Consider the following 20,462-nt stretch of genomic DNA (forward strand, 5'->3'; position numbering starts at 1 on the left):
AGGACGTCGCCGACCGGTGCGCAGCATGCCCCGGGGCGCGGGGGTCGTCGACCCCGCGTCACCTCACCAGCGCCAGCCCTCCCGCCCGGTGTCCGGCACGGACTCCACGCTCAGGTGCGCGTGCAGGCCGTGGTCGGTCAGGTAGGTCTGGACGAGTTGGCCCTGCACGACGGTGTTGTTGTAGATGGTCATCGAGGCGGTGTCCTGGTGCACGCACCAGACCTGCCCCTGGCTGTGCGGGTCGTAGCCGTCCAGCACCACGTGCGCGCCGGGTTGCGGCAGGCCCCCGTCCGGGGTGGAGGTCAGGTACTCGTCGCCGTACAGCAGGTAGAAGCACCTGTCGGCACCGCGCTGCCCGGCCGGCACCGGCTGCCACTCCCGGCTGCCGGTGGTGGCCGGGAGCAGTTGCACCGGCCGGCCCTCGACGCCGTCCGGGCCGGCCACCCCCAGTTCGGCCGCCGTGCCGGCGGGCGCGACGACCGGCAGGATGTCGCGCCGCAGTTCGAGGTCCGTCGAGGACGCGAGGAACCAGCGCTGGTACGGCGAGTCGGTGGCGTCCCGGGCGGCCAGCACGAAGTCGCCCGGCAGCACCGTCAGCGCCTGCCCGGTCAGGTAGTTGAGCAGGGTGTAGGTGCCGTCGCCGTTGGCCACCGGCCGCCACAGCTGGGCCAGCGACGGTGACCAGCCCAGCGCGGCGCGGGCGTCCGGAGCTGCGTCGGCCAGCCCCAGGTAGCGGTCGTCGGTCGAGTTGCCCTCCCGTACCCGTTGCAGGCGCAGGTAGCCGGAGACCTCGTTGTCCCAGTCCAGCCGCCACTGTTGCGCCCGCGACGGGTCGTACGCGGTATCCACGACCAGCGGCCCCCCGTTGGGTTCGGCGTCGGCGACGGAGGTGGTGGCGGCGTTGCGCAGCAGGGCCCGGCCGGGCATCGTCGGTGTGGACAGCGGCGGCACCTCCGCGGCGGCGCGCAGGTCGAAGCCGTAGGTCACCGGGTGGTGGTCGGAGTTGGTGATCGTGTTCTCGGTGTGCGCCCGGAAGAGCGTCGGCGCGCCGTTGCCGAAGTCGGTCACCGCGTAGTCCAGGGTGTTCGTCGGGCCCGTCGTCGGATGGGTGTGGGCGTCCGGGGCCATCACGGCGAACTGGTTGGCCGGCAGCGCGTTGCGCAGGTTCTGCGGCTCCCGGTTGAAGTCGCCGAGCACGACCCACTCGTAGGTGCCGTTCGGGCCGGGGTTGTTCTGGATGTACGTGCGGATGTTCGCCAACGTTGTCGGCATGTCGTTGCCGTTGCCCGCCCAGCCGTGCACGGTGAAGAAGAACGTCTCGCCGATCCGTACGCCGAGCGCCGGCCGGGCGCCCGCCTGCCCGGCGACCACGGCGACCTGGTCGGCGCGCTGCGCGGTGGCGATGGCGAGGTTGACCCGGTTCGGGCCCTGGGTCGAGGTGTCCGTGTTCAGCCAGTACAGGTGCCGGGTGGGTTCACCGAGCAGGGTGCCCAGGTAGTACTCGTACACCGGGGGGAAGATGCCGTTGTTGGCGAACACCTGCTGGGCGTGCCGCGCCATCTCGTGCGCGCTGCCGGCGGGCGGCGACCCGGCCTCCTGGAGGGCCACCGCCAGCGTTCCCGCGCTGAGGAACCCCAGCACTGTCGCGTACTTGTTCTCGTAGCTGCCGCCCGCGCTGGACCCCGCGCCCTGCATGTTCCAGGTGACGACCGTCCGCCGGTTGCCGTCGCGCGGTTCGAGCTGGCCGACGTCGCGCAGGAACAGCGACGGCCACCGCTCGCCGGTGCGTACCGCGACACCCTGGCCGGCGTAGTTCACGGTCTCCCGGCCGGACCAGTCCTTGATCGGCGCGCCGCCCTGGCTGAGCGGGGTGAACGCGCGCGGGTTCGCCGCGTCGGAGCCGAACTGGTAGATCGCCTCCGCGTCGCCGCCGTCGCTGGAGTACGGCTCGTAGGGCAGGTAGGGGCCACCCGGGACGGACTGTTTGATCATGGTGTTGCGGTGGAAGACGTTCTGCGGACCGGACGCCCCGGACCACTTGATCGCCTTCGCCGCCGCCGCCCACCAGATCGGGAACCAGGTGCCGTCCTCCAGTTCGCCGCCCTCGCCGCCGCAGTTGGCGGTGCAACTGCCCGACCGGTGCTCGTACGGGACGCGGACCGTGTTGCCCTCGAACAGGTTGTAGCGTTCCCAACCGCCGTGCAGGTTGAGGTCGGAGTCGAGGTCGTTGCCGAACGCCACATTGCCGCTGGCCGACCACTGGAACGTGAAGTGTCGCAGGTTCCGGCTGGTGTTGTACGCCCACAGCGAGTCCCACACCCGGCTGCCGCGCAGGTAGCCGTTGCCGCCCTTGCCCTTGTTCCACGCCCCGTCGAACGTGTTGTGCTCGATCTGGAGGTTGCGGGCGACCTCGGTGACGATCGGGTGCGAGCCGGTCATCGACCCGGCCAGCCCGCGCGCCCAACTGTTCGCGGCCCACTTGAACGCGATGCCGTGCATGGCGTACTCGGGGGCCAGGTTGCCGTAGTTGTGCACGGCGTCGGTCGGGCTGGGGTGGTAGACGCCGCCGAGCAGCTTCGGCAGCCCCTCCATCTCCTGAGAGAAGGCGAAGTTCTCGAAGCCGACCCCCTCCACCGCCCGCAGCGGGGTGATCTTGCTGGTGTAGACGTTGCCGGCGATCGGCGCGGAGCCGTCCGAGGTGGAGTCGACGGGCGCGTCGTACTCCAGCGGGCGGTCCAGCGTGACGGTCTTCGCCGACGTGTTCACGGCGATCGCCCGGAACATCTGCTGGCGCATGTGCAGGTTCTCGCGGGTGCCGGGATCGTCGGGCGCGAGCCCCTGCTGCTCGTAGAAGCGCAGGCTGTTGGCGACCCCGACCCAGACGTAGCCGCCGACGCGGAAGCCGTCCATCTTCGCCTTGGCGTCCAGGCGGATCACGGTCTGCCCGGCACGGGCCGAGAACCCCGGGTCGGTCGACGCGGAACCCAGTTTCTGGCCGGAGGCCCAGTGCTGGTTGATCGATCCCTCGAACAGGTCCTTGCGGTTGGCGGGGGCGGCGGCCCACTCGTCGGCGTACCGGTCGGCGACCTCGCGGGTCTGCACCTTGAACAGGGCGCGACCGGGCCAGATCCACCCCCCGGTGCCGGTGTCCGGCGGCGAACCGAAGGTCATCGTGTCCTGGTTCCACCGGCTGCCGTCGGCGGTCAGCGTGTCGTACCGAGTGTTGACGTCCGGCCGGAACACCACCCGGGTGCCGCCGCTGCCGGCGCCCTGCCCCCGCAGCACCAGGAAGTTCGCGTCAACGTAGATCTGCCGGGAGATGTCGATCCGCCCGGCCGGCAACCCGATCAGCGAGAGCCGGTGCGGGTTGCCCGACGGCGAACAGTTCGCCTTGATCCGGTCGATGGCCGACTGGAGGCCGACGCTGTCGTCCACCGCGTCGTCGGCGCGGACCCCGAACTCGGTGGCCAGCCGTGCCGCGTCGATCGTGCAGGACCCGCCCGCCAGGTCCGCGTCCGACGGCAACGACTGGCCGCCGAGATAGCCGACCCGGGACCAGTCGGGCAGCCCGGCGACCCCGCCGATCCGGTTGCCGGCGGTCAGGTCCGCGTCCCCGGCGACACCCGCCGAAAGCGACGCCGCCCCGGCCGGCGGCGGTGCCGCCACCGCCCGCGCCACCGTCGGCGCAGGCACCGCCACCGACGCGACGAGCAACAACCCCAGCAGTACGCGGGCAGCGCGGACCATCGACTCTCCCCAGTTCCGTGGTGGCTCGGTACCGGTGGTGGCCCGGTACGGGTAAGGGCTCAGTACCGGTAGTAGTGCGCGTCCTTGCGGCCACCCGAGGCGGTCGTGCCCTCGGCGGCGATGCCGATCCCGTCGACGCCGTTGTAGAACGTCTCGTAGTTCCGGTTGGGGCCGATCACCTCGAAGGTGTCGCTGCTGGTGTTGAAGTGGCCGATGACCCAGATCAGGGTGCTCTCGCTACCCGTCGGGATCGGCCCCCACCAGCAGTCGGCACCCGGGCTCAGGACGGGGCCCAGCTGCACGGTCCGGCCGTAGAGGTCGACGTATTCGAGGTGCACCCGGTAGTTGCCCCAGGGGCAGAGCTGCACCCACCCGTCGCGGATGGTGGAGGCCGCCGCGGGTGTGGTCGGCGCGACGACCAGGGCGACCGCGCCGACCGCCGCGACGGCCGAGGCCAGCAGCCGCCGTGGTTCGAACCGCTTCGATGTCATACCCGCGAGGGTAGGTCGCCGCACTGGACAGACAGTGAACCCACGGTTCACTACGCCCCGGGCGGCTGCCGACGGGCACCGGCGGGCCAGAGGACCGAGACCGGGATGCCCCGACGCCGGGCCCGGTCGACGGTCCGGTCCGTCGACGCCGCGTGACAACCCGGCTCGCCGTCCCAGACCGCCACGAGCCGCTGCACCCGACGGACCAGCTCCCGGTTGGCGGCGACGAAGGCGGCGGTGCCCGACCGGTCGTGGCCGGTGTGCACGACGGTCACCGCCCGGTCGAGCAACTCGTCGAAGCCCGCCCGCTGCCCCGGGGCGATGACCGCGTCCCGGTAGTCCCGGGCCGGCAGGATCACCTCGTACGTGCCGCCCAGGTCCAGGACGGTACGCGCGAAGATCTGATCCGTGCCGCCGGCCAGGCAGGTGACCCCGCGCACCGGCCGGTCGCCGAGCCGGCACAACTCGGCCCGGAGCGCGTCGGCGACGAGCACCTCGGTGTCACGGGTCAGGTGGATGTGCCCGGTCACACCGACGCGTTCCAGCCCGGCATCAGTCGACATCAGCCGGTCCTCTCCGCGGCTCGGGCACCCCGGGCAGCAGCCGGATCAGCTCGAAGCCGCTGTCGGACAGCACCGTGGGCAGTGCCCGGATCTCCTCGCGGTTGCGTTCCTGGACCTCGGCGGGCAGCTCGTCCCACGGCCGCAGGGAGGGGTGCCGCTGCCCGACGTCGTCGCGGGGCTCGCCGTACGCCCAGCCCTCCCCCCGCCGTTCCCGGCACCACCGTTCGTGTTCGAGCCGGGCGAGCAGTTCGATCCGGTCGTCGATGGCCTCCCCGGCGGAGACGTCACCGCTACCACCCCGCCGGGGTGCGACCACGCACCCGAGGTTCAGCAGCTTCGCGGCGATGTCCTGGACGTGGGCCCGGTTGGCCCGCCGCAGCGACTCGGGCAGCAGCGACCAGTCGACCATCGCCGGGCCGTCGCCGAGCCGCAGCCCCGCCCGTTGCTGCGCATCGAGGTAGCGCTCGTGGATCAGGCGGGCCAGCCGCTCGGTGAGGTCGTCGCCGATCAGCCGGGCATCGCAGGCGCGGGTCAGCACCGGATAGAGGCGGAGCTTGCCGTGCACCTCGTCGAGCAGGTCATGGTGTGAGTCACCGTGGAAGGCCGCCGCCAACGCCGCCTGCCGGTAGACCGGCACGAACACGCAGCTCTCGACACCTTGCCAGAGACCGGGTGAGTCCAGCACGAATTGCAAGCCGCTGATCTCCTCCGGGGAACAGACGTAGATCCGATCGTAGCGGCCGGAGCCGAGCCGGCCGAGCGTGACACCGTCGAGGTCTCCGTCGTACGCGGTCAGTTCGCAGACGGTGCCCATGAACGGGTAGCGGGACGTCACCTCCTCCAGTTCGGTGCTGGCGTCCGGGGCGACGAGGTCCACCCGCAGGGGTGGAACGACCACACCGGCGGGCGCCTGGGCCCGGCACGCCCGCCAGTGCCGGGCGGTCTCGGTCAGCAGGGCACGGCGGAACCCGCCGGTGCCGGCGACGAGCAGCCGGGTGGGCCGGTCGGCCCTGCCGGTCAGGGGATGGTGTCGGTACAGCGCGCGGGCGGCGACGTCGTCGACGTGGAAGTAGTCCAGCCGCAGCCGGCTGGAGCCGGCCGCGCCGAGCCGCCGGGCCTGGAGCGACAGGCACATCTCGGAGTCGTTGACCAGGACGTAGACCCGTGGTGGCTGCCGTCCGTCCCGGACGAGCCGGCTGGCGGTGTTGGCGATGGCGTGGTTGCGGTCGTCGTCCTCACCGCAGGCGTAGATGGTGTGGGCCCGGGGCAGCCCCGCGCCGCGCAGCACCTCGGCACTGGTCGGATCACCGATGACGCCGAGATAGCGGCGGCGGCGGTACTCCAACGGGCCGAACGGCACGGACCGCACCACGACCACCCGCTCTCCGTCGGCGAAGAGCCGGTCGGCGAGCATGTGGGCGAACCGGGAGTCACCGCAGACGAGGACGTGGCCACGGGCCCGTCGGGCGCGCAGGCGGCGGCTCTCGGCGGCCAGCAGCAGCCGGCCGGCCTCGGCCACGGCGAGCAGGGTGAACAACGGGGCGGCGAACCGGGCGACCTGCAACTGCCACGGGTAGGGGCCCGGGTTCTGGAACGGCTCGGCACCGAACACGAAGAGTTGCAGGTCGTAGTAGAGCACGTCGAACCGGTCGTGCACGGTCTCCGGCCGGGTCGCGAGCAGGCTCCCGAAGCCGATGTAACCGAGAATCAGCGCCGCCAGTCCGACGGCCCCGAACAGCCCCCGCAGCCACCAGCCAGCCCGGCGGGGCGAGCCGACGACCGGGTCCGTCATGAGGCCCATGGTATTTGACGCGGTCGATCAGAAGCCGTCGCGAAGCGCCCGTCCGGGGCCGGTCACGGGAAGTCGTCGGGCCTGGTGCCGGGCAGTGTGGCAAGCAGCTGACCGGCCAGCCGCCGGGTGCTGTCGTCCTCGCCCCGGTGGGTGAGCCGCACGAGCAACCCACCGGTCCGTGGGTCCCGCCAGTGATGCCTGGTCAACGCGAGCAGCGCGGTGCGGCGGATCTCCCAGTCGTCGTCGTCCACCAGACCCAGCAGCAGGTCCGGCACCTCCGCCCGGTCGGCCATACTCGCCCCCAGCTGTTCCACGGCCCGACGCCTGACCTCCAGGGACGCGTCGTCGCGGACCAGACCGACGAGCAGCACCTGCACCTCGGGGTCGACGCCGAAGTGTTCGCCGAGCGCGGCGGCGACCCGGGCGCGGATCGCCGGGTCCTCGTCGGCCAGCCGACGCATGAGCCGCAACGTCACCGCCATGGACGTCGGACCCTGCCCGGTCAGGCAGCCCACCGCCGCGTCGAACACGGCCGGGTCGGTGTCCAGGTCGATGCACTCCAGCAGCACGTCGGTCACCACGTCGGCGCTGCCGTACCGGCACAGCGTCTGCACCGCGGCCAGCCGGATGCCGCCGTAGCTGTCCCGTCGGGCCCGCCGGCACAGCGTCTCCAGCAGGGCGGCGGAGCCGTCGTGCCGGGCGAGCGCCTCGGCCGCCGCGCGGAGCACGGTCGGATCGGGATCTCTGCTGACCTGCTCGGCCAGGCACTCCCGCACCGTCGGGTCGGACAGGTCGGCGAGGCTGGCCAGGCTACGGGTGACCCGCAACCGGACCAGCGCGTCCCGTTCCTCCAGAGCCCGGCCGACCAGCAGGGCGCGGGTGGCCTGACCGAACCGCGGTCGCCCGGTGAGCAGGTCGACGGCGGCGAGCCGGACGCTGGCCGTGGGGTCACGGCGGGCGCGTTCCACAAGCAGTTCCCCGGTGCGGTGGTCCGGGTACGCGTCGACCAGGGCACGCACCGCCGCGAGGCGTACCGTCGCGTCGTCGTCCTCCCGGGCCGCGTTCGTCACCACGGTCCAGCCGGTCTCCTCGGCACGGTCCCGGTCGATCAGCGCGGTCACGGCGGCAGCCCGTACGGAGGCGTCCTCGTCCTGGGTGATCAGGTCGACCAGCCGGGCCCGGCACCGTCCCTGCGGATCGGGTCCGGAGGCCAACAGCCGCACCGCCGCCGTGCGCAGCCGCGCGGAGCTGTCCGAGCCGGCCAGCCTCAGCAGCAGTTCCGTGCTCTCCGGGCCCGGTGGCCCCGGCAGCAGGGTGGTCAGCAGACAACGCCGTACCTCGTCCGGGGAATCGCCGTCCACCCGACTTAGCGCGACGGCGCGGGCGGTCCCGGCCTGTTCGGGCAGGGCCAGCAGGCCCTCCAGCGCCCGCTGCGCCACCCCCGGGTCGGGGTCGGTCTCCAGCAGTCGCCGCAGCGTCCCCGGGGCGTCCGGCAGCTCGGTCGGGCGCGCGGTGAGCACCCCGACGGCCGCCCTCCGCACGGTGGCGGCAGGGTCGGTGGTGGCCCGGACCACCATCCGGCGGACGTCGGTGGACAGTTCGGTACGACCGCCGAGGGCCTGCACGGCCAGCGTGCGCACCGCCACGTCGGCGGAGTCGACGAGTTCCCGCAGCACGTCCGGCAGGTCGGGGTCGACGCCGAAGTGGGTGACCAGGGCCCGCGCCGCGGCCTGGCGTACCGCGGTGGAAACCTCGCTCCGGGCCTGGGCGAGCAGGAGGTCACGGCACCGGCGGCGGCCGGTGGGGGCCATCCGGGTGGCGGCCTCGGCGAGCCCGGCGACCAGGGTGAGGTGGGCGTGCCGCTCGGTGCCCTGCCCCAGCTCCAGCAGCAGCAACTCCTCCAGCTGTTCGTCGGCGGTGGAGAGCGCGACGGCGATCCGGGTGGCGAACGCGGAGCCGGTGCGCCAACTGGTGCGTATCCCCCGGCGGCGGTACCAGTGCAGGAAGGTCGCCCGGCCGGGCCAGTCCGGCCCCAGCGCCCGGATCGAGGAGAGCAACTCCTGCTCGGTGAGGTCGACCAGATTGGGATCGTCGAGGGAGATGCCGTGTTCGACCAGCAGCACGACCTGGCGCAGCACGGCCTCGCCCGCCTCGACCAGGTCGGCGGGTTGGGCTGCCTCTGCCACGCACTGCGCGGCGAGCACCAGGTTCCAGGGCGGGCCGGTGAGGTTCAGCGGCGGCCAGGGTCGGGTCCCCTCGGTGGCGAGCCGGACGATCAGGTCGTTGGCCTTCTGGGCGGGCAGTGCGCCGCCCACCAGCCGCAGCACCTCCCGCCAGGACGGATCGGCCCAGTGGTCGCGGAACAGCGCACGCAACCGGTCGGGGCCCCAGGAGTCCCGACCGTGCTCGATCCCGTCCACGATCTCCTCGGCACAGAAGAACTCCAGGAACGCGCGGTGCACGAACCCGAACAGTCGCAGCCCGTACCGTTCCAGGATGAAACTCCGCTGGCGCAATCTGTCGATCATCGAGTGGGCCATGGCGAGCGCCCGCTCGTTACCGAAACTGTAGAACGTGACGAGGTGGTCCCGGAAGATGAGCGCCAGTTCATCGGTTTCAATACAGTTACCGGCGAGCCCCGACTCCCGGAACTGCATCCGGAATGCCAACTGCCGCAGCAGCCGACGCTTTGCATCAAGGTTCAACGCCGGCACCTCGCCGTGGCTCTCCCGCAATTGCTTGGTGACGTCCCACTCGGAGATCAGGACGTCGGTGACGTGTGCGTACAGCCGTCGTCGGTTGCGTGGCAGCGGGTGGCCCCGGCCGACGATGGCCATGAGTATCAGCAGCAGCGGGTTACCGGCGATCTCGTGGATCGCCCGGGAGTTGCGCACCACGTCGAGCAACTGCCGCCGCTGCCGTTCCGCCTGCGCCCCGTTGGCCATCACGTAGCGGTACCAGTTGTCGAGGAAACGGGCGATCTGCCCGTCGTCGAGATCCTCGATCGTGAAATGGTCGAATCCGGCGTTGGCGAAGGTCTGCCGCAGGTATCCCGCCCCCCGTGAGGTGACCACCGTCAGCACCCCCGGGTACTCGTTGGCGAAGGTGGCGATCTGCGCGGCCACCTCCTCCCGCTGGGCCGGGTCGAACACCTCGTCCAGGCCGTCGAACAGGAACAGCGCCCGGCCACCCCGGCGCAGGTACGACTCCAGCGCCTTCTGGTCGAGTCCGGTCAGGCCCTTCTGCTGGCTGTGGCCGACATAGTCCAGCAGGCCGTCGCACCGCCCGTCGCCCCGGTGCGTGGCGTACGACCGCAGTTCGATCAGCACGGGCAGGTAGCCGTCCAGCGCCGCCAGCCGGGGCTCGGCGCAGACCCCGGCCAGCACCAGCGCCAGGTAGCGGGCGACCGCCGACTTGCCGGACCCGGGGTCGCCGAGCAGCACGATCATCCGTCGGGCGGGATCGCCCACCACGTCGAACAGCAACGGCGCGTCCTTGGCCGCGTACTCCTCCCGCAGCCGCTCGACCTCTTCCGGGTTCACCACCCCGGGCAGCCCCGCGTCGTCACCGTCCGGCGTGGTCCCGGCCGGGCGCCACCAGGCCAACGGCATCTCCGGGCGGGCTTCCTCGTGCACGCGGGGCTCCACGAACACCTTCGGCAGCCCGACGGTCAGGTAGCCGATGGTGGGTTGGGGTGACACCGCGTTCACCGGGACCGCCTCGTACATCAGCGCCAGGTTCCGGTAGTAGCGGGCCCGCATCTCCTCCGGCAGGTGGGTGCCCGGGTCGGCCGGCCCGCGGACCTGGGACCGCCCGTTGAGCACGTCGGTCAGGGCCGCCATCACCTTGGCGGTCAGGTCGTCCACGCTGGAGAAGAAGTCACACAGGTGGTGCTCCTTGAGCTCCCGACGCAGTTCGAGGATCCGTTCGCCGTCGGCGCCCCGGTCCACCATGTCACCCGGCCAGCGCGCGTCGTCGGCGAGCAGGAAGACCAGGCACGGCTTTCCGGCCGTGAGCGCGGCTCGGTATTCCAACTCGGTGATGGACGACGTCTGGCCGGGCGGCCGGAATCCGTACCGCCAGGCGAAGAGTCCCAGGTAGAGGTCGCAGTCCCGGACGTCGTTCAGGCAGCGCTCCAGCGGCTTCTGGACGTCGGCGCCGTACGCCTCCATGGCGACGTCCTCGATCTTCAGCCGACGGGCCACGGCGTGCACGGCCACGCGGTATTCCAGCAGGTCCTTTTGGGTGGCCGAAATGTAGACCTTCATGAACGGCAAACTCCAGGAGGGAGACTGGCGACCGCTACTTTGAAAGTACCAGCCGTCGTCACCTGCTTATGTTCGACGGACACTCGACGCGCGTTGCTGCGCGTGGGATTCCCGCGGAAGCCGGGCCTATGATGTCGACAGCACGGATTCAGATCCGAGCGGGCCGGTCTCGTTTTCACGAGAGTTCCTTTCGGGACGCATTCCGCGAGCCGGCGCGGACGGATGCGGTGATGCGGAGGAAGTCATGCTCACACTCGGTGAGGTGCACACCAACCTGCTGCAGCACAGCACCGCGCTGGCCCAGGAACAGAGTTCCGAGGTGCTCCGCCTGGTCGAGGGCGAGGCGGTGCTGACCTCCCGCCGTCCGTCGCTCTACGCGGTCTCGCCCGACGTCCGCACCGGGGTGGACTGCTGGCTGCCCAGCGCCCGACGCCGGCAGTTACGCGGGGTCGGTGCGGTGGTCACCCGGGCGATCGTCACCGGCGGCCGGATCGTGCAGGCGTCCTCGGTCATCCGGGTTACGGGCGGCGATCGACGCCGGCCGTGGTCGCACTACCTGGCCAACCCGGGCATCGTGGAGACGGTGGGCAAACTGGACGCTGCGGATCTGACCGCGGGATTCCTGCGCGGCGACGACGCGGACGTGTTGAACCTGGAGGCGATCACCGGCCGGGTGCTCGACGGTGTGCAGATGTCCGACCTGCTGGACCGGCGTCCGCCGCTGCGCGCGGCGCGTACCCGGCTGCGCTGGGCCGCGCAGGTCTCGCCGCGGCCGGAGCGGGAGGTCTCGGCGGTGGTCACCGTGGACTCCCCCACGCTGCGTACGGTCGAGTTGGTGCTGGATCCGCAGGACGTACCGGACGCCGTGGCCGGCCTCTGCGAGGACCTCGCGCTGCACGACTGGCTGCTGACCACGCTCTCCTCCCTCGTCGAGGCCGCCGTCGCCCGCTCGGCCTCCGGCCAGGAACACGTCGAGCGGCTGCGGCCGGTGCTGGAGCACCTGCTGCACCTGTGGCTGCCCGGCGCCCGGGTGAACCCCCGGCTACGACCCGTCTGGGACCGACTCGAACAGGTGCCGGGGTTCAGCCGGCAGTGGAACTCGTCGGTCAACTGGATCCGGGACCAGATCACCGTGGCCAACCTGACCCTGCTACGTGACCTGGCCGGCCGGATGTCGACCGGCCAGCCGTGCAGCAGGCACTGACCGCTCACCCGCCGATGAACACGTAACTCAACCGGTCGACCAGCTCGTCGGGCAGTCGCAGGCCCTCGCCGCCCGCCCGACTGATGATCTGCTGCGCGATCGCCGGAGGCACCGCCACCTGGCCGAGAATCGTCCGCACCGCCAACTCCACAGGCAGGTACTGGGTATCCATCAGCGTCAGCGTGCGGTACGCGCAGAACGGCGCGGCGGCCGGATTCAACTGGACGACGGCCGGTAGCGCGTCCCACGAGTCGGGCAGCTCGCCGGTGAGCAGGTGCGGCTGCACCAGCGTCTCGCCCCGATGGCGCAACACGCCCAGCCTGGCCATCTGCCAGACCGAGGCGAGCAGGGCGCAGGCCCACACCCGGGCGTTCGACTCGCCGGACCACAGCTCGACGTCGACGAAGATGGAGTGCCGGGGATCGCCTGACTGCACCGGCGGGGACCACGGCCGGGGCAGCGTCATCGCCGGCGCGTCGACGTGACCGGGTGAGCGCATGCCGTTGGACAGCCAGCCCGACTCACTCAACGGAGGGCGGCTGCCTGTGGTGTTCCGGGGCGGCTCCACCACCAGGTTGTCGACGACCATCCGGGCCAGTTCGACGCCGTCGTGGCGGGCGAAGCTGGACTCCCTGGCGACGTAGTCGAGCACCAGCCCCTGCGCCGCCGCCGCGCCCTGCACCTGCGCGATGACCTCGCGCGGGGTGCCGAACCGGTGGAAGTAGTCGTCCACCATGAAGCAGGTGCTGATCCGGGGCTGGCGGCCCGCCGTCAGCCCGCGGTTCGCCAGCGCCGGGATCATCGCCGACCACTCGGCGATCCGGGCGAACCTGTCCCGCAGTTCCTGACATCCCGCGCCGAAGTCCTCGGCGTAGAAGTGCCCCAACTCCACCGACAGGTGCGCGTACGCCACACTCTCCGTACGACCCACCGCAGCTGCCTCCCGGAACCTGACGTCCACGTCGTTCACACGGCTTCCCACGCGGTCTCGTCGAACAGCTTCGCGGCCAGGTCCACGAAGGCGTCCACCGTCTTCACATTCGCAATCTTGGTCTGCACGTCGTGGTCCGAGATGAGTTGTTCCCGCCACTGCAACAGCGGGTCCAGCGGCACCGAGCCGAGCCTGGTGGTTCGGCCGACCCCCTTACGTCGGGCCAGCTCCGACAACTCGTCGTCGCACTTACGCAGGAACGCCTGTTGGGCGAGGTCGAGATGGACCACCTCGTCCCCGCGGGAGTCGATCAATGCGGTGCGGACGAACCGCAGCGACTCCCGCAGCCGCTCCGCGTCGTGGCCGCACTTCTCGCCCATGGCCAGGATCCCGCCCGCCTCGAAGGCCAGGTCCGCCGCCGCCGTGACGTGTTGCGGAGTCCACCGGTGGAAGACCAACCAGCGGGCGGTCACCTTGCCCAGGGCGGGGGTGGCGGTCGCGGCCAGGGCGATCTGACTGGCGTACGAACGACCGGCACTGAGGTCCACCAGGGTCAGGTCGAACTCCTCCTCCAGGCGGAGGAAGAGTTCGGCGCAGCGCTTGGCGATGTCACTGGTGAAGCTGAACTCGCTGCCGTTGCGTTGACCGGGCAGGAACACCAGGGAACCCGAGCCGACGGGCCGCTGGCGCAGGCTGGGCCGCTCGGAGGTGCCCCAGACGTCCAACCGCTCGGGCAACGGGATCTCCCCGCGTAGGTACCGGTGCAGACCGCCGCGGCTGGGGCCCGATCCCTCCACGCCGTTGACGGCCTGCGGGATCTGGAAGGTGATCCCCGCCGTCGGCGAGCCGAAGTCGTAATCCAGGTAGCAGGTCGACCGGCCGGACAGGGCGCTGCGGTAGGCGATGTTCGCCGCGGTCACCGACCGACCGGTACCACCCTTGTGGGACGTGACGAAGACCAGCATCAGATCCCCTCGCTGCCCTTCTGCTGACCGGTGGTGGCATCGTTGATCTCCAGCAACACCGTGTTCGCCAGGGCCGCCGCCGTGCCCGGACGCTCGTCCACCAGCAGTTGGGCCCGGTGCAGGCTGGCCCGGATGCTGCGCATCCTGCGTTGCAGCGCCACACCGGAGAACGTGCCGCGCATCAGCTCCCGGTCGAACAGGTACTCGGCCTCGTCGACGAGATCCTGGGCGTACGCCACGAGCCCGCTGGCCCGGGGGAACGGCCGCTCCGAGAGCAGCTGACTGGCGTTGACCATTGCGTGCACCGCCCGCTCGGTCAGGTACCAGGAGGGTGCCTCGGGCATCGGCGCCAATTCCGGGAACGCGCCGCCCGCATGGTCCCACAACCCCCGGTGCCGACCGTCCGGGATGCGCCGCAGCAGCAGGTGGTCCCACACCTCGTCCGCCAGTTCGAGCAGTTCGCTGCGCCGCCGGGCGTTGTTCAGCAGGCCGGCGACGGTGATCGCCCGCTGGAGCAGCACCGTGGAGAACTCGTTGACGTTCCACGTCATGATCGCATTCGAGTCACGGTCGTTGAGGATCACCTGTTTGCCGGGCGCGTGCACCAGCAGCGCCGGCTCGCCGGGTGACGCGCGCCTGGTGATCCGCGCCCGCTGCGCCAACTCCACCAGCACCGAGGCGATCCGGCCGAGTTCCTCGTCGCCGCCGCGCCCCACGGCGAGCAGGCCCTTCACCGCGAGCGAGGTCGTCTGGAGGGTGTAGTAGTCGGTGCGGTCGCCGTCGGTCGTCCGCCACGGGATGTCCTCGATGGGCCAGCGTCGCCGGTTGCCGAAGGTCGCCACCGTCGCCCAGTAGGTCCGGGTCAGCTCCCACCGCAGTTGCAGCGCCCGGGACAGTCGCTGCTGTTCCTCGTTGAGCAGGCCGAGCAGGCGGGTGCGCTCGGAGTTCAGGTCATCGATGGCGTCCATCGCGATGACCGTGAAGTAGAGGTAGGGGGCGTTCTCCGCGGACCCGGGGCGCTGCCGGCCGATCGGCTCGGTGGTCGGGACCTCCTCGGCGTCGGCGATGGTGCCCCACGACCAGCCGCACTCGAAGAGCATCTCGCTGTTGTCGAGATCCTCGGTCACCCGACCCGACCCGAGCAGCACGCTGCGCAGGCTGGCCATCGTGTCCCGCAACTGTTCGCGTAGCGCGTCCACGACTGCCCGGCGCGGCAGGTCGTCCTGGTTGACCATCTTGCACAGCCGCTCGCCGTACTCTTCGGAGGAGGTGAAGACGGAGGTGCTGAAGCTGCGGAGCAGACCGACCATGGCCGCGGTCAGCCGCACGTTGGCCATCGCCTCCAACTCGTCCAACTGGGCGAGGAGATCACGCCGTTGGGTGGCCTTGCGGTAGACCTTGACGAAACCGATCGTCGCCAACGTGAGCGTTACGGACACCGCGAACGAGTCGACGATGTCCAGCGAGCGCTGCTCCTCGGTGAGCGGCGGGCCACCCTCCGTCGGGGTGAGGTAGCTGCCACCGGCGAAGATCGGCGTGCCGGCCTCGTCGGTGTAGCGGCGGAAATAGTCGACCATCACGCCGACCAGCTGACGGGGAATCTTGATCGCGTCGCCGAGCGATCCGAGTGCCTCGATCACCTCGTCGTCGACCCGGTTCGGGTCGTCGAGCGACAGCTCGGAAACCTTGGCGGCGGGGAGCAGCAGGGTCAGCAACTGTTCCGCGTCACTGATCGAGTTGCTACCGCTCCGGCCGCCCCAGCGCCATTCACCATTGTCCCAACAACTGCGCACCGTGGCCCGCCAGATGTCGAGGATCTCCTGGCGCGGCTGTATCCGCATGATCCACCGCCGTCTGTTGTTGTAGTCACCGACTCTGCACCGCTGTTGCTGCCGTACGCGCGAAGATCCACGGTGGCCGACAATGACGTGCACCGTCATGGTAGCGGGCCGGTCGAGCACCGTCCGAAGCGCTTTGTCGCAGGGGTGTCGGCATGCCGACGATCGGGTGTGGACCAGGCCCGCAGCCACCGTCGAGGCACCGACTTACGCCGGTGTCGTCGCTATCCGCGGGTACGACCCGTGGTCAGCAACATACTCACGTAGCCGTCACGCAACGGGGGCCGGGCGTGTTCCTCGTGCACGTCCAGGTCGTACGCACTCGCGGCGATACCGGCCACGACCTCGGAGCGGGCCAGTGACACGGCCGGAAACGACCGCCGACCGACCTGGTAACCGGCGGAGCCGAGCATGACCGCCAGGGCAAAGGGCGACCCGGGCCGCAGCGCACCGAGGAACCGGGCGATCGCCCGTTCCGCCTCCGACCGGTGAGCCGAGATGGAACACGCCACGAAGAACATCGTTCCGGCGTCCCAGGCGTGCGTCGGCAGGTTGAACACGCTGGTCCGCGACACCCGGGCCACCCGCGCCAGACGCCGCCGCGGATCGGTCAGCGCAGCGTACGCCGGGTGCTCCGCACACACCTGCCAGTACGGATCCCACATCGGGTCGTAGGAGTCGACCTGCTGACGCAGCCAAAACACATTCGATGTCGACCATTCACACAGATCGACGGTGTGGGCGAACGGCAGGAGCGACAGCGTCGGATAGAGATTCGCCCCCGACCCCACATCGACGCAGCGCGCATCGGAAATCTTCGCTCCGGCGAAGAAGTCCCTGGTCCGGCGGAGAAATTCCCGATCATCGGCCCGCAGTTCCCCGTAGTTGTGTCGGACATACGTCTGTGGATCGAACCCGTCCCACTGGACCTCGGCATTGGCCGGCCGCAGTGCCTGAATCGGAACCGGCGACGTCGACGGGTCGCCACCACCAGCCGCCGGGGTCAACGCCATGATTGCGCCTCCATCGATGTCGGCGGACGACCTTCGGTGAGGTCCCGGACGCGCTCGGTGCACCGCCCTTTGTGTATCGGAAAGTGCTGCCGGCCCGCAAGAGTCGCGGGGTTTGCGACCAGCGGCGGGCGGGCCCGGGCCGGCGGACAGGTATACCCCTACGCGTCCTTTCGATCTGATGACATTGACGAATCGCTGACGACGGCCCCCCACGGATACCGCACCGACAGCGGTTTCCTCCGCAACTGCCAGCCGCACTGGGCGGCGGAACTGCCCACACCCGGGCGATCCCACCCCCGGTCAGGGCCGCCCGAGCCCGAGCGCGGCGGCCACACCTACCGAATCGAGCATGCCCACACCCGCCGGTCCGGCCACACCCGCCGATCCGACCAGTCCGTCGAATCGGCGAGCGCGGTCGATCCACCCAGCCCACCGAATCGACCAGCCCGCCGATTCAGCGAGCGCGGTCGATCCACCCAGCCCACCGAATCGACCAGCCCGCCGATTCGGCAAGCGCGGTCGATCCACCCAGCCCACCGAATCGACCACGCCGGACGGGATGTGCCTGATTCGCTGATGTCATCAGATCGAAAGGACGCGCACCCACCATGCCGCACCCACCCCGTCCCGCCCGAACATCCCGCGCAACCGTGCCGCCCGCGCGGTCCCGGCCTGCGTCCGAGCCCGGTGGGGCTGCGCGTTGCGCCCGGCCGGCCCACCACGACGGCCGGCGGTAGAGCAACGCGGGAATCCCACCCCGGGAGCAGAAAGGCCACCTCCCGAACCCGGGAAGCGGCCTATGACCTGCGGAACTGAGAGTGGGCGATGCTGGTATCGAACCAGCGACCTCTTCGGTGTGAACGCCGCTACGGTGCACCATCGCCTGTCATTCGTTGCTCTCCAGTGCTCTTGGGGTGGCTAACACGATCGGCCAGCGTCATTCGCCGTCAGCCGTTGGTGACCGTGTTGCTGCCTCTGCGCTGCTTCGGTCACCCCCGCGTGTGCGGAACAACCCGGCGCTCAAAGTGGACACGATGTCCTCTCCCGGATCGCCCCCGCATGGGCGGGGAGCAGGGCGTGATCTCCGCCGCCCGTTGGGGCTCGAACGGATCACCCCCGCATGCGCGGGGAGCAGTTGCTGTCCGCCACAGTGGTCTGCCCTTCGCTGGGATCACCCCCGCATGCGCGGGGAACAGGTGGAGTCCCACAGCCGCACCCCGTGCCCGCCGGGATCACCCCCGCATGCGCGGGGAACAGGCCCACCGGGCAGCTTGCTTGAGGTACGCCTCAGGATCACCCCCGCATGCGCGGGGAACAGGCCCTCGACCAGTCCTGGCACGTCGGATGGTTGGGATCACCCCCGCATGCGCGGGGAACAGTTGCCGCGTTGCCGTTCCAGCCAGCCCCGAAAGGGATCACCCCCGCATGCGCGGGGAACAGGTCGGCCAGGGCGGCGGCCTGCACCTGGGCGGCGGATCACCCCCGCATGCGCGGGGAACAGAGTGCAGTGGCGCTGACGGGAGTCAGGGTCACGGGATCACCCCCGCATGCGCGGGGAACAGCGCAAGCCCTCCGACGTCGGCTGGCTGTTCGAGGGATCACCCCCGCATGCGCGGGGAACAGGCGGCAAGCTGCTTGTCTGGGTCACGGCCGGGGGGATCACCCCCGCATGCGCGGGGAACAGAGCCGGCCGCGCCAGACGGACAGCTGCTCACCGGGATCACCCCCGCATGCGCGGGGAACAGTAGTGGGCATCCTGCCCGCCGCCGGTCACGTACGGATCACCCCCGCATGCGCGGGGAACAGCATGGCCCGGTTGTCGCCTTCGGCGCGGCCGAGGGATCACCCCCGCATGCGCGGGGAACAGGACGAGAACGTGAAGGCGGTGAAGACGCGGGCGGGATCACCCCCGCATGCGCGGGGAACAGACGATTCCGGCGCGGGGGGCGTGGATGCCGTACGGATCACCCCCGCATGCGCGGGGAACAGGTCACTCCGGGCAGTCAGGCGTACCTGGGAACGGGATCACCCCCGCATGCGCGGGGAACAGTTGAAGCGTGGCCGCACGAATGAGCCTCGGCTTGGATCACCCCCGCATGCGCGGGGAACAGGGTGGTCGGCCACTGCCCGGCGATGCGGTCCAGGGATCACCCCCGCATGCGCGGGGAACAGTCACCGGATTCCGGCCGGTGGGCGCTCCGCCCAGGATCACCCCCGCATGCGCGGGGAACAGGTCATCCCCGTCCAGGCCCAGCCGTCGCCGCCGGGATCACCCCCGCATGCGCGGGGAACAGCTCGGGTACATCGGGGAGACGGCCCGCATGCCGGGATCACCCCCGCATGCGCGGGGAACAGCCTGTTCCAGCGGTCCCGATTCGATGACCGGGAGGATCACCCCCGCATGCGCGGGGAACAGGGAATAACCCCGACGCGCCGCTGTAGCCGCTTCGGATCACCCCCGCATGCGCGGGGAACAGGCCGGCGGGCACACCTCGACCAGGAGGTAGTCGGGATCACCCCCGCATGCGCGGGGAACAGTGGCGGTCACCGGCGGGCTCGGGCTGGCACGGGGGATCACCCCCGCATGCGCGGGGAACAGGCCACGGGCTCCCCGTACAACGACGACATCCCGGGATCACCCCCGCATGCGCGGGGAACAGAAGGCAGCCCACTGCTCGGCGGCGATCAGGTCGGGATCACCCCCGCATGCGCGGGGAACAGGCATTGAGCGCGTCAGGGCGGGGCAGAATGCCCGGATCACCCCCGCATGCGCGGGGAACAGACTTCTTGACCTGGGCCACTAAAGATCAACAGCGCCGATTTCGTTCACTTCCCCACCCAAGATCCTTCCCGCTTTGCCGCCTGCTGCTGACACGGTACCGCCGACTCGCCGCACCAGCGCACCCCTCACCCGATGCCATCCCGTCTGCCGCCGACCCACACACCGTGGAGCAGGTCAGGGCCAGGGCGACAAGGTGGAGCGCCCTACCGGACGAACGACCTTGTCGCCCTGGCCCTGATCTGCTCGGCTCTGCCTGGGTCGGTGGCTGGCGGGATGGCATCCCACCCCCACCACCCACCCACCGCAACGTTCGGCAACTCCATCCCGGAGTCGTCTGGCCCCCGCCGGAGGCACAATCTCTGACCCCAACCCCGCCACCACCCCGCCGCACCCTTTCCCACCTCCACCCCTTCCCCACCCCGGACTCGTGAGCGGCCCGACGGATTCCGTTCGGCAACTCCGTCCGACCGGCCGGCGACCGGTCCGAGGTGAGACGTCACGTGGTGGAAGACCGCCGGGAGGATCGGGGTTGTCGTCCTGGTCCCGGTGGTCTTCGGGACTCGTCACCGGTTCCCTTCACGGAACCAGGGGGTGACGCGCGGGGCGGGCGTGGGCTTCGGGCCGGCTGACTTTCCGCCCCGCCGCCGAAGGCGGGCGGGGCGGCGGCTCCGCAGGAGCCGGTTACCGCGCCCGGCCCGCGCCGCGCGGAGCGCGCTTGATCTAGTACAGGCCAATTCGGCAACAGATCACCGCAAGCTCCGAGCCAACCCGGACGGGCACGACGACACCAACCACCCGGCGTCTCCCACCCGCAACGACTGCGCAACCCGACCCGCGTTCGCGTCCATCCGTCCGGCGTGAGCTGCCC

Annotated in this window: 10 protein-coding genes and 1 CRISPR repeat array; of the genes, 1 reads left to right on the top strand and 9 read right to left on the bottom strand. The window is 70.8% G+C overall.

Annotated features, from left to right (window positions below; all coding sequences use genetic code 11):
• Positions 1-63: 63 nt before the first annotated feature.
• From ACWCHM_RS18515 to ACWCHM_RS18535, 5 genes are all read right to left on the bottom strand, one after another.
• Complete coding sequence (locus ACWCHM_RS18515) at positions 64-3,747, bottom strand: hypothetical protein (RefSeq protein WP_454219162.1); 3,684 nt, start codon at positions 3,745-3,747, stop codon at positions 64-66.
• Positions 3,748-3,806: 59 nt separating this feature from the next.
• Positions 3,807-4,238, bottom strand: a complete 432-nt coding sequence (locus ACWCHM_RS18520) for a hypothetical protein (protein ID WP_454219163.1) — start codon at positions 4,236-4,238, stop codon at positions 3,807-3,809.
• Positions 4,239-4,288: 50 nt separating this feature from the next.
• Positions 4,289-4,801 carry a hypothetical protein gene (locus ACWCHM_RS18525; RefSeq protein ID WP_204957183.1) on the bottom strand — a complete coding sequence of 171 codons (513 nt, stop codon included), beginning with the start codon at positions 4,799-4,801 and terminating at the stop codon, positions 4,289-4,291.
• The gene (locus ACWCHM_RS18530; protein ID WP_421488977.1) at positions 4,791-6,593 is read right to left on the bottom strand and encodes a RyR domain-containing protein; all 1,803 of its coding nucleotides are present in this window, start codon (positions 6,591-6,593) and stop codon (positions 4,791-4,793) included. The genes ACWCHM_RS18525 and ACWCHM_RS18530 overlap by 11 nt, the downstream gene beginning before the upstream one ends.
• A 62-nt stretch (positions 6,594-6,655) precedes the next feature.
• Positions 6,656-10,861: a HEAT repeat domain-containing protein gene (locus ACWCHM_RS18535; RefSeq protein ID WP_421488978.1), complete on the bottom strand. Its 4,206-nt coding sequence runs from the start codon at positions 10,859-10,861 to the stop codon at positions 6,656-6,658.
• Positions 10,862-11,105: 244 nt separating this feature from the next.
• Here ACWCHM_RS18535 and ACWCHM_RS18540 point away from each other — a divergent pair, with 244 nt between their 5' ends.
• Positions 11,106-12,065 carry an SCO2521 family protein gene (locus ACWCHM_RS18540; protein ID WP_204957180.1) on the top strand — a complete coding sequence of 320 codons (960 nt, stop codon included), beginning with the start codon at positions 11,106-11,108 and terminating at the stop codon, positions 12,063-12,065.
• Positions 12,066-12,069: 4 nt separating this feature from the next.
• Here the strand turns inward: ACWCHM_RS18540 and ACWCHM_RS18545 are convergent, their stop codons facing one another.
• The 4 genes from ACWCHM_RS18545 to ACWCHM_RS18560 form a co-directional block, all read right to left on the bottom strand.
• Positions 12,070-13,035, bottom strand: a complete 966-nt coding sequence (locus ACWCHM_RS18545) for an SCO2522 family protein (RefSeq protein ID WP_454219164.1) — start codon at positions 13,033-13,035, stop codon at positions 12,070-12,072.
• Positions 13,032-13,961 (bottom strand): SCO2523 family variant P-loop protein, encoded by a 930-nt coding sequence (locus tag ACWCHM_RS18550; protein WP_454219166.1) that lies wholly within the window; start codon positions 13,959-13,961, stop codon positions 13,032-13,034. The genes ACWCHM_RS18545 and ACWCHM_RS18550 overlap by 4 nt, the downstream gene beginning before the upstream one ends.
• Complete coding sequence (locus ACWCHM_RS18555; RefSeq protein ID WP_421488981.1) at positions 13,961-15,802, bottom strand: SCO2524 family protein; 1,842 nt, start codon at positions 15,800-15,802, stop codon at positions 13,961-13,963. The genes ACWCHM_RS18550 and ACWCHM_RS18555 overlap by 1 nt, the downstream gene beginning before the upstream one ends.
• Before the next feature lie 221 nt (positions 15,803-16,023).
• A complete protein-coding gene (locus ACWCHM_RS18560) occupies positions 16,024-16,812 on the bottom strand; it encodes an SCO2525 family SAM-dependent methyltransferase (protein WP_421488982.1) in 789 nt (262 codons plus the stop codon).
• Between the two features lie 1,046 nt (positions 16,813-17,858).
• Positions 17,859-19,594: a CRISPR direct-repeat array (repeat unit 28 nt; unit sequence GGATCACCCCCGCATGCGCGGGGAACAG).
• The last annotated feature ends 868 nt before the right edge of the window (positions 19,595-20,462 follow it).

The organism is Micromonospora sp. SCSIO 07396, assembly GCF_053667945.1.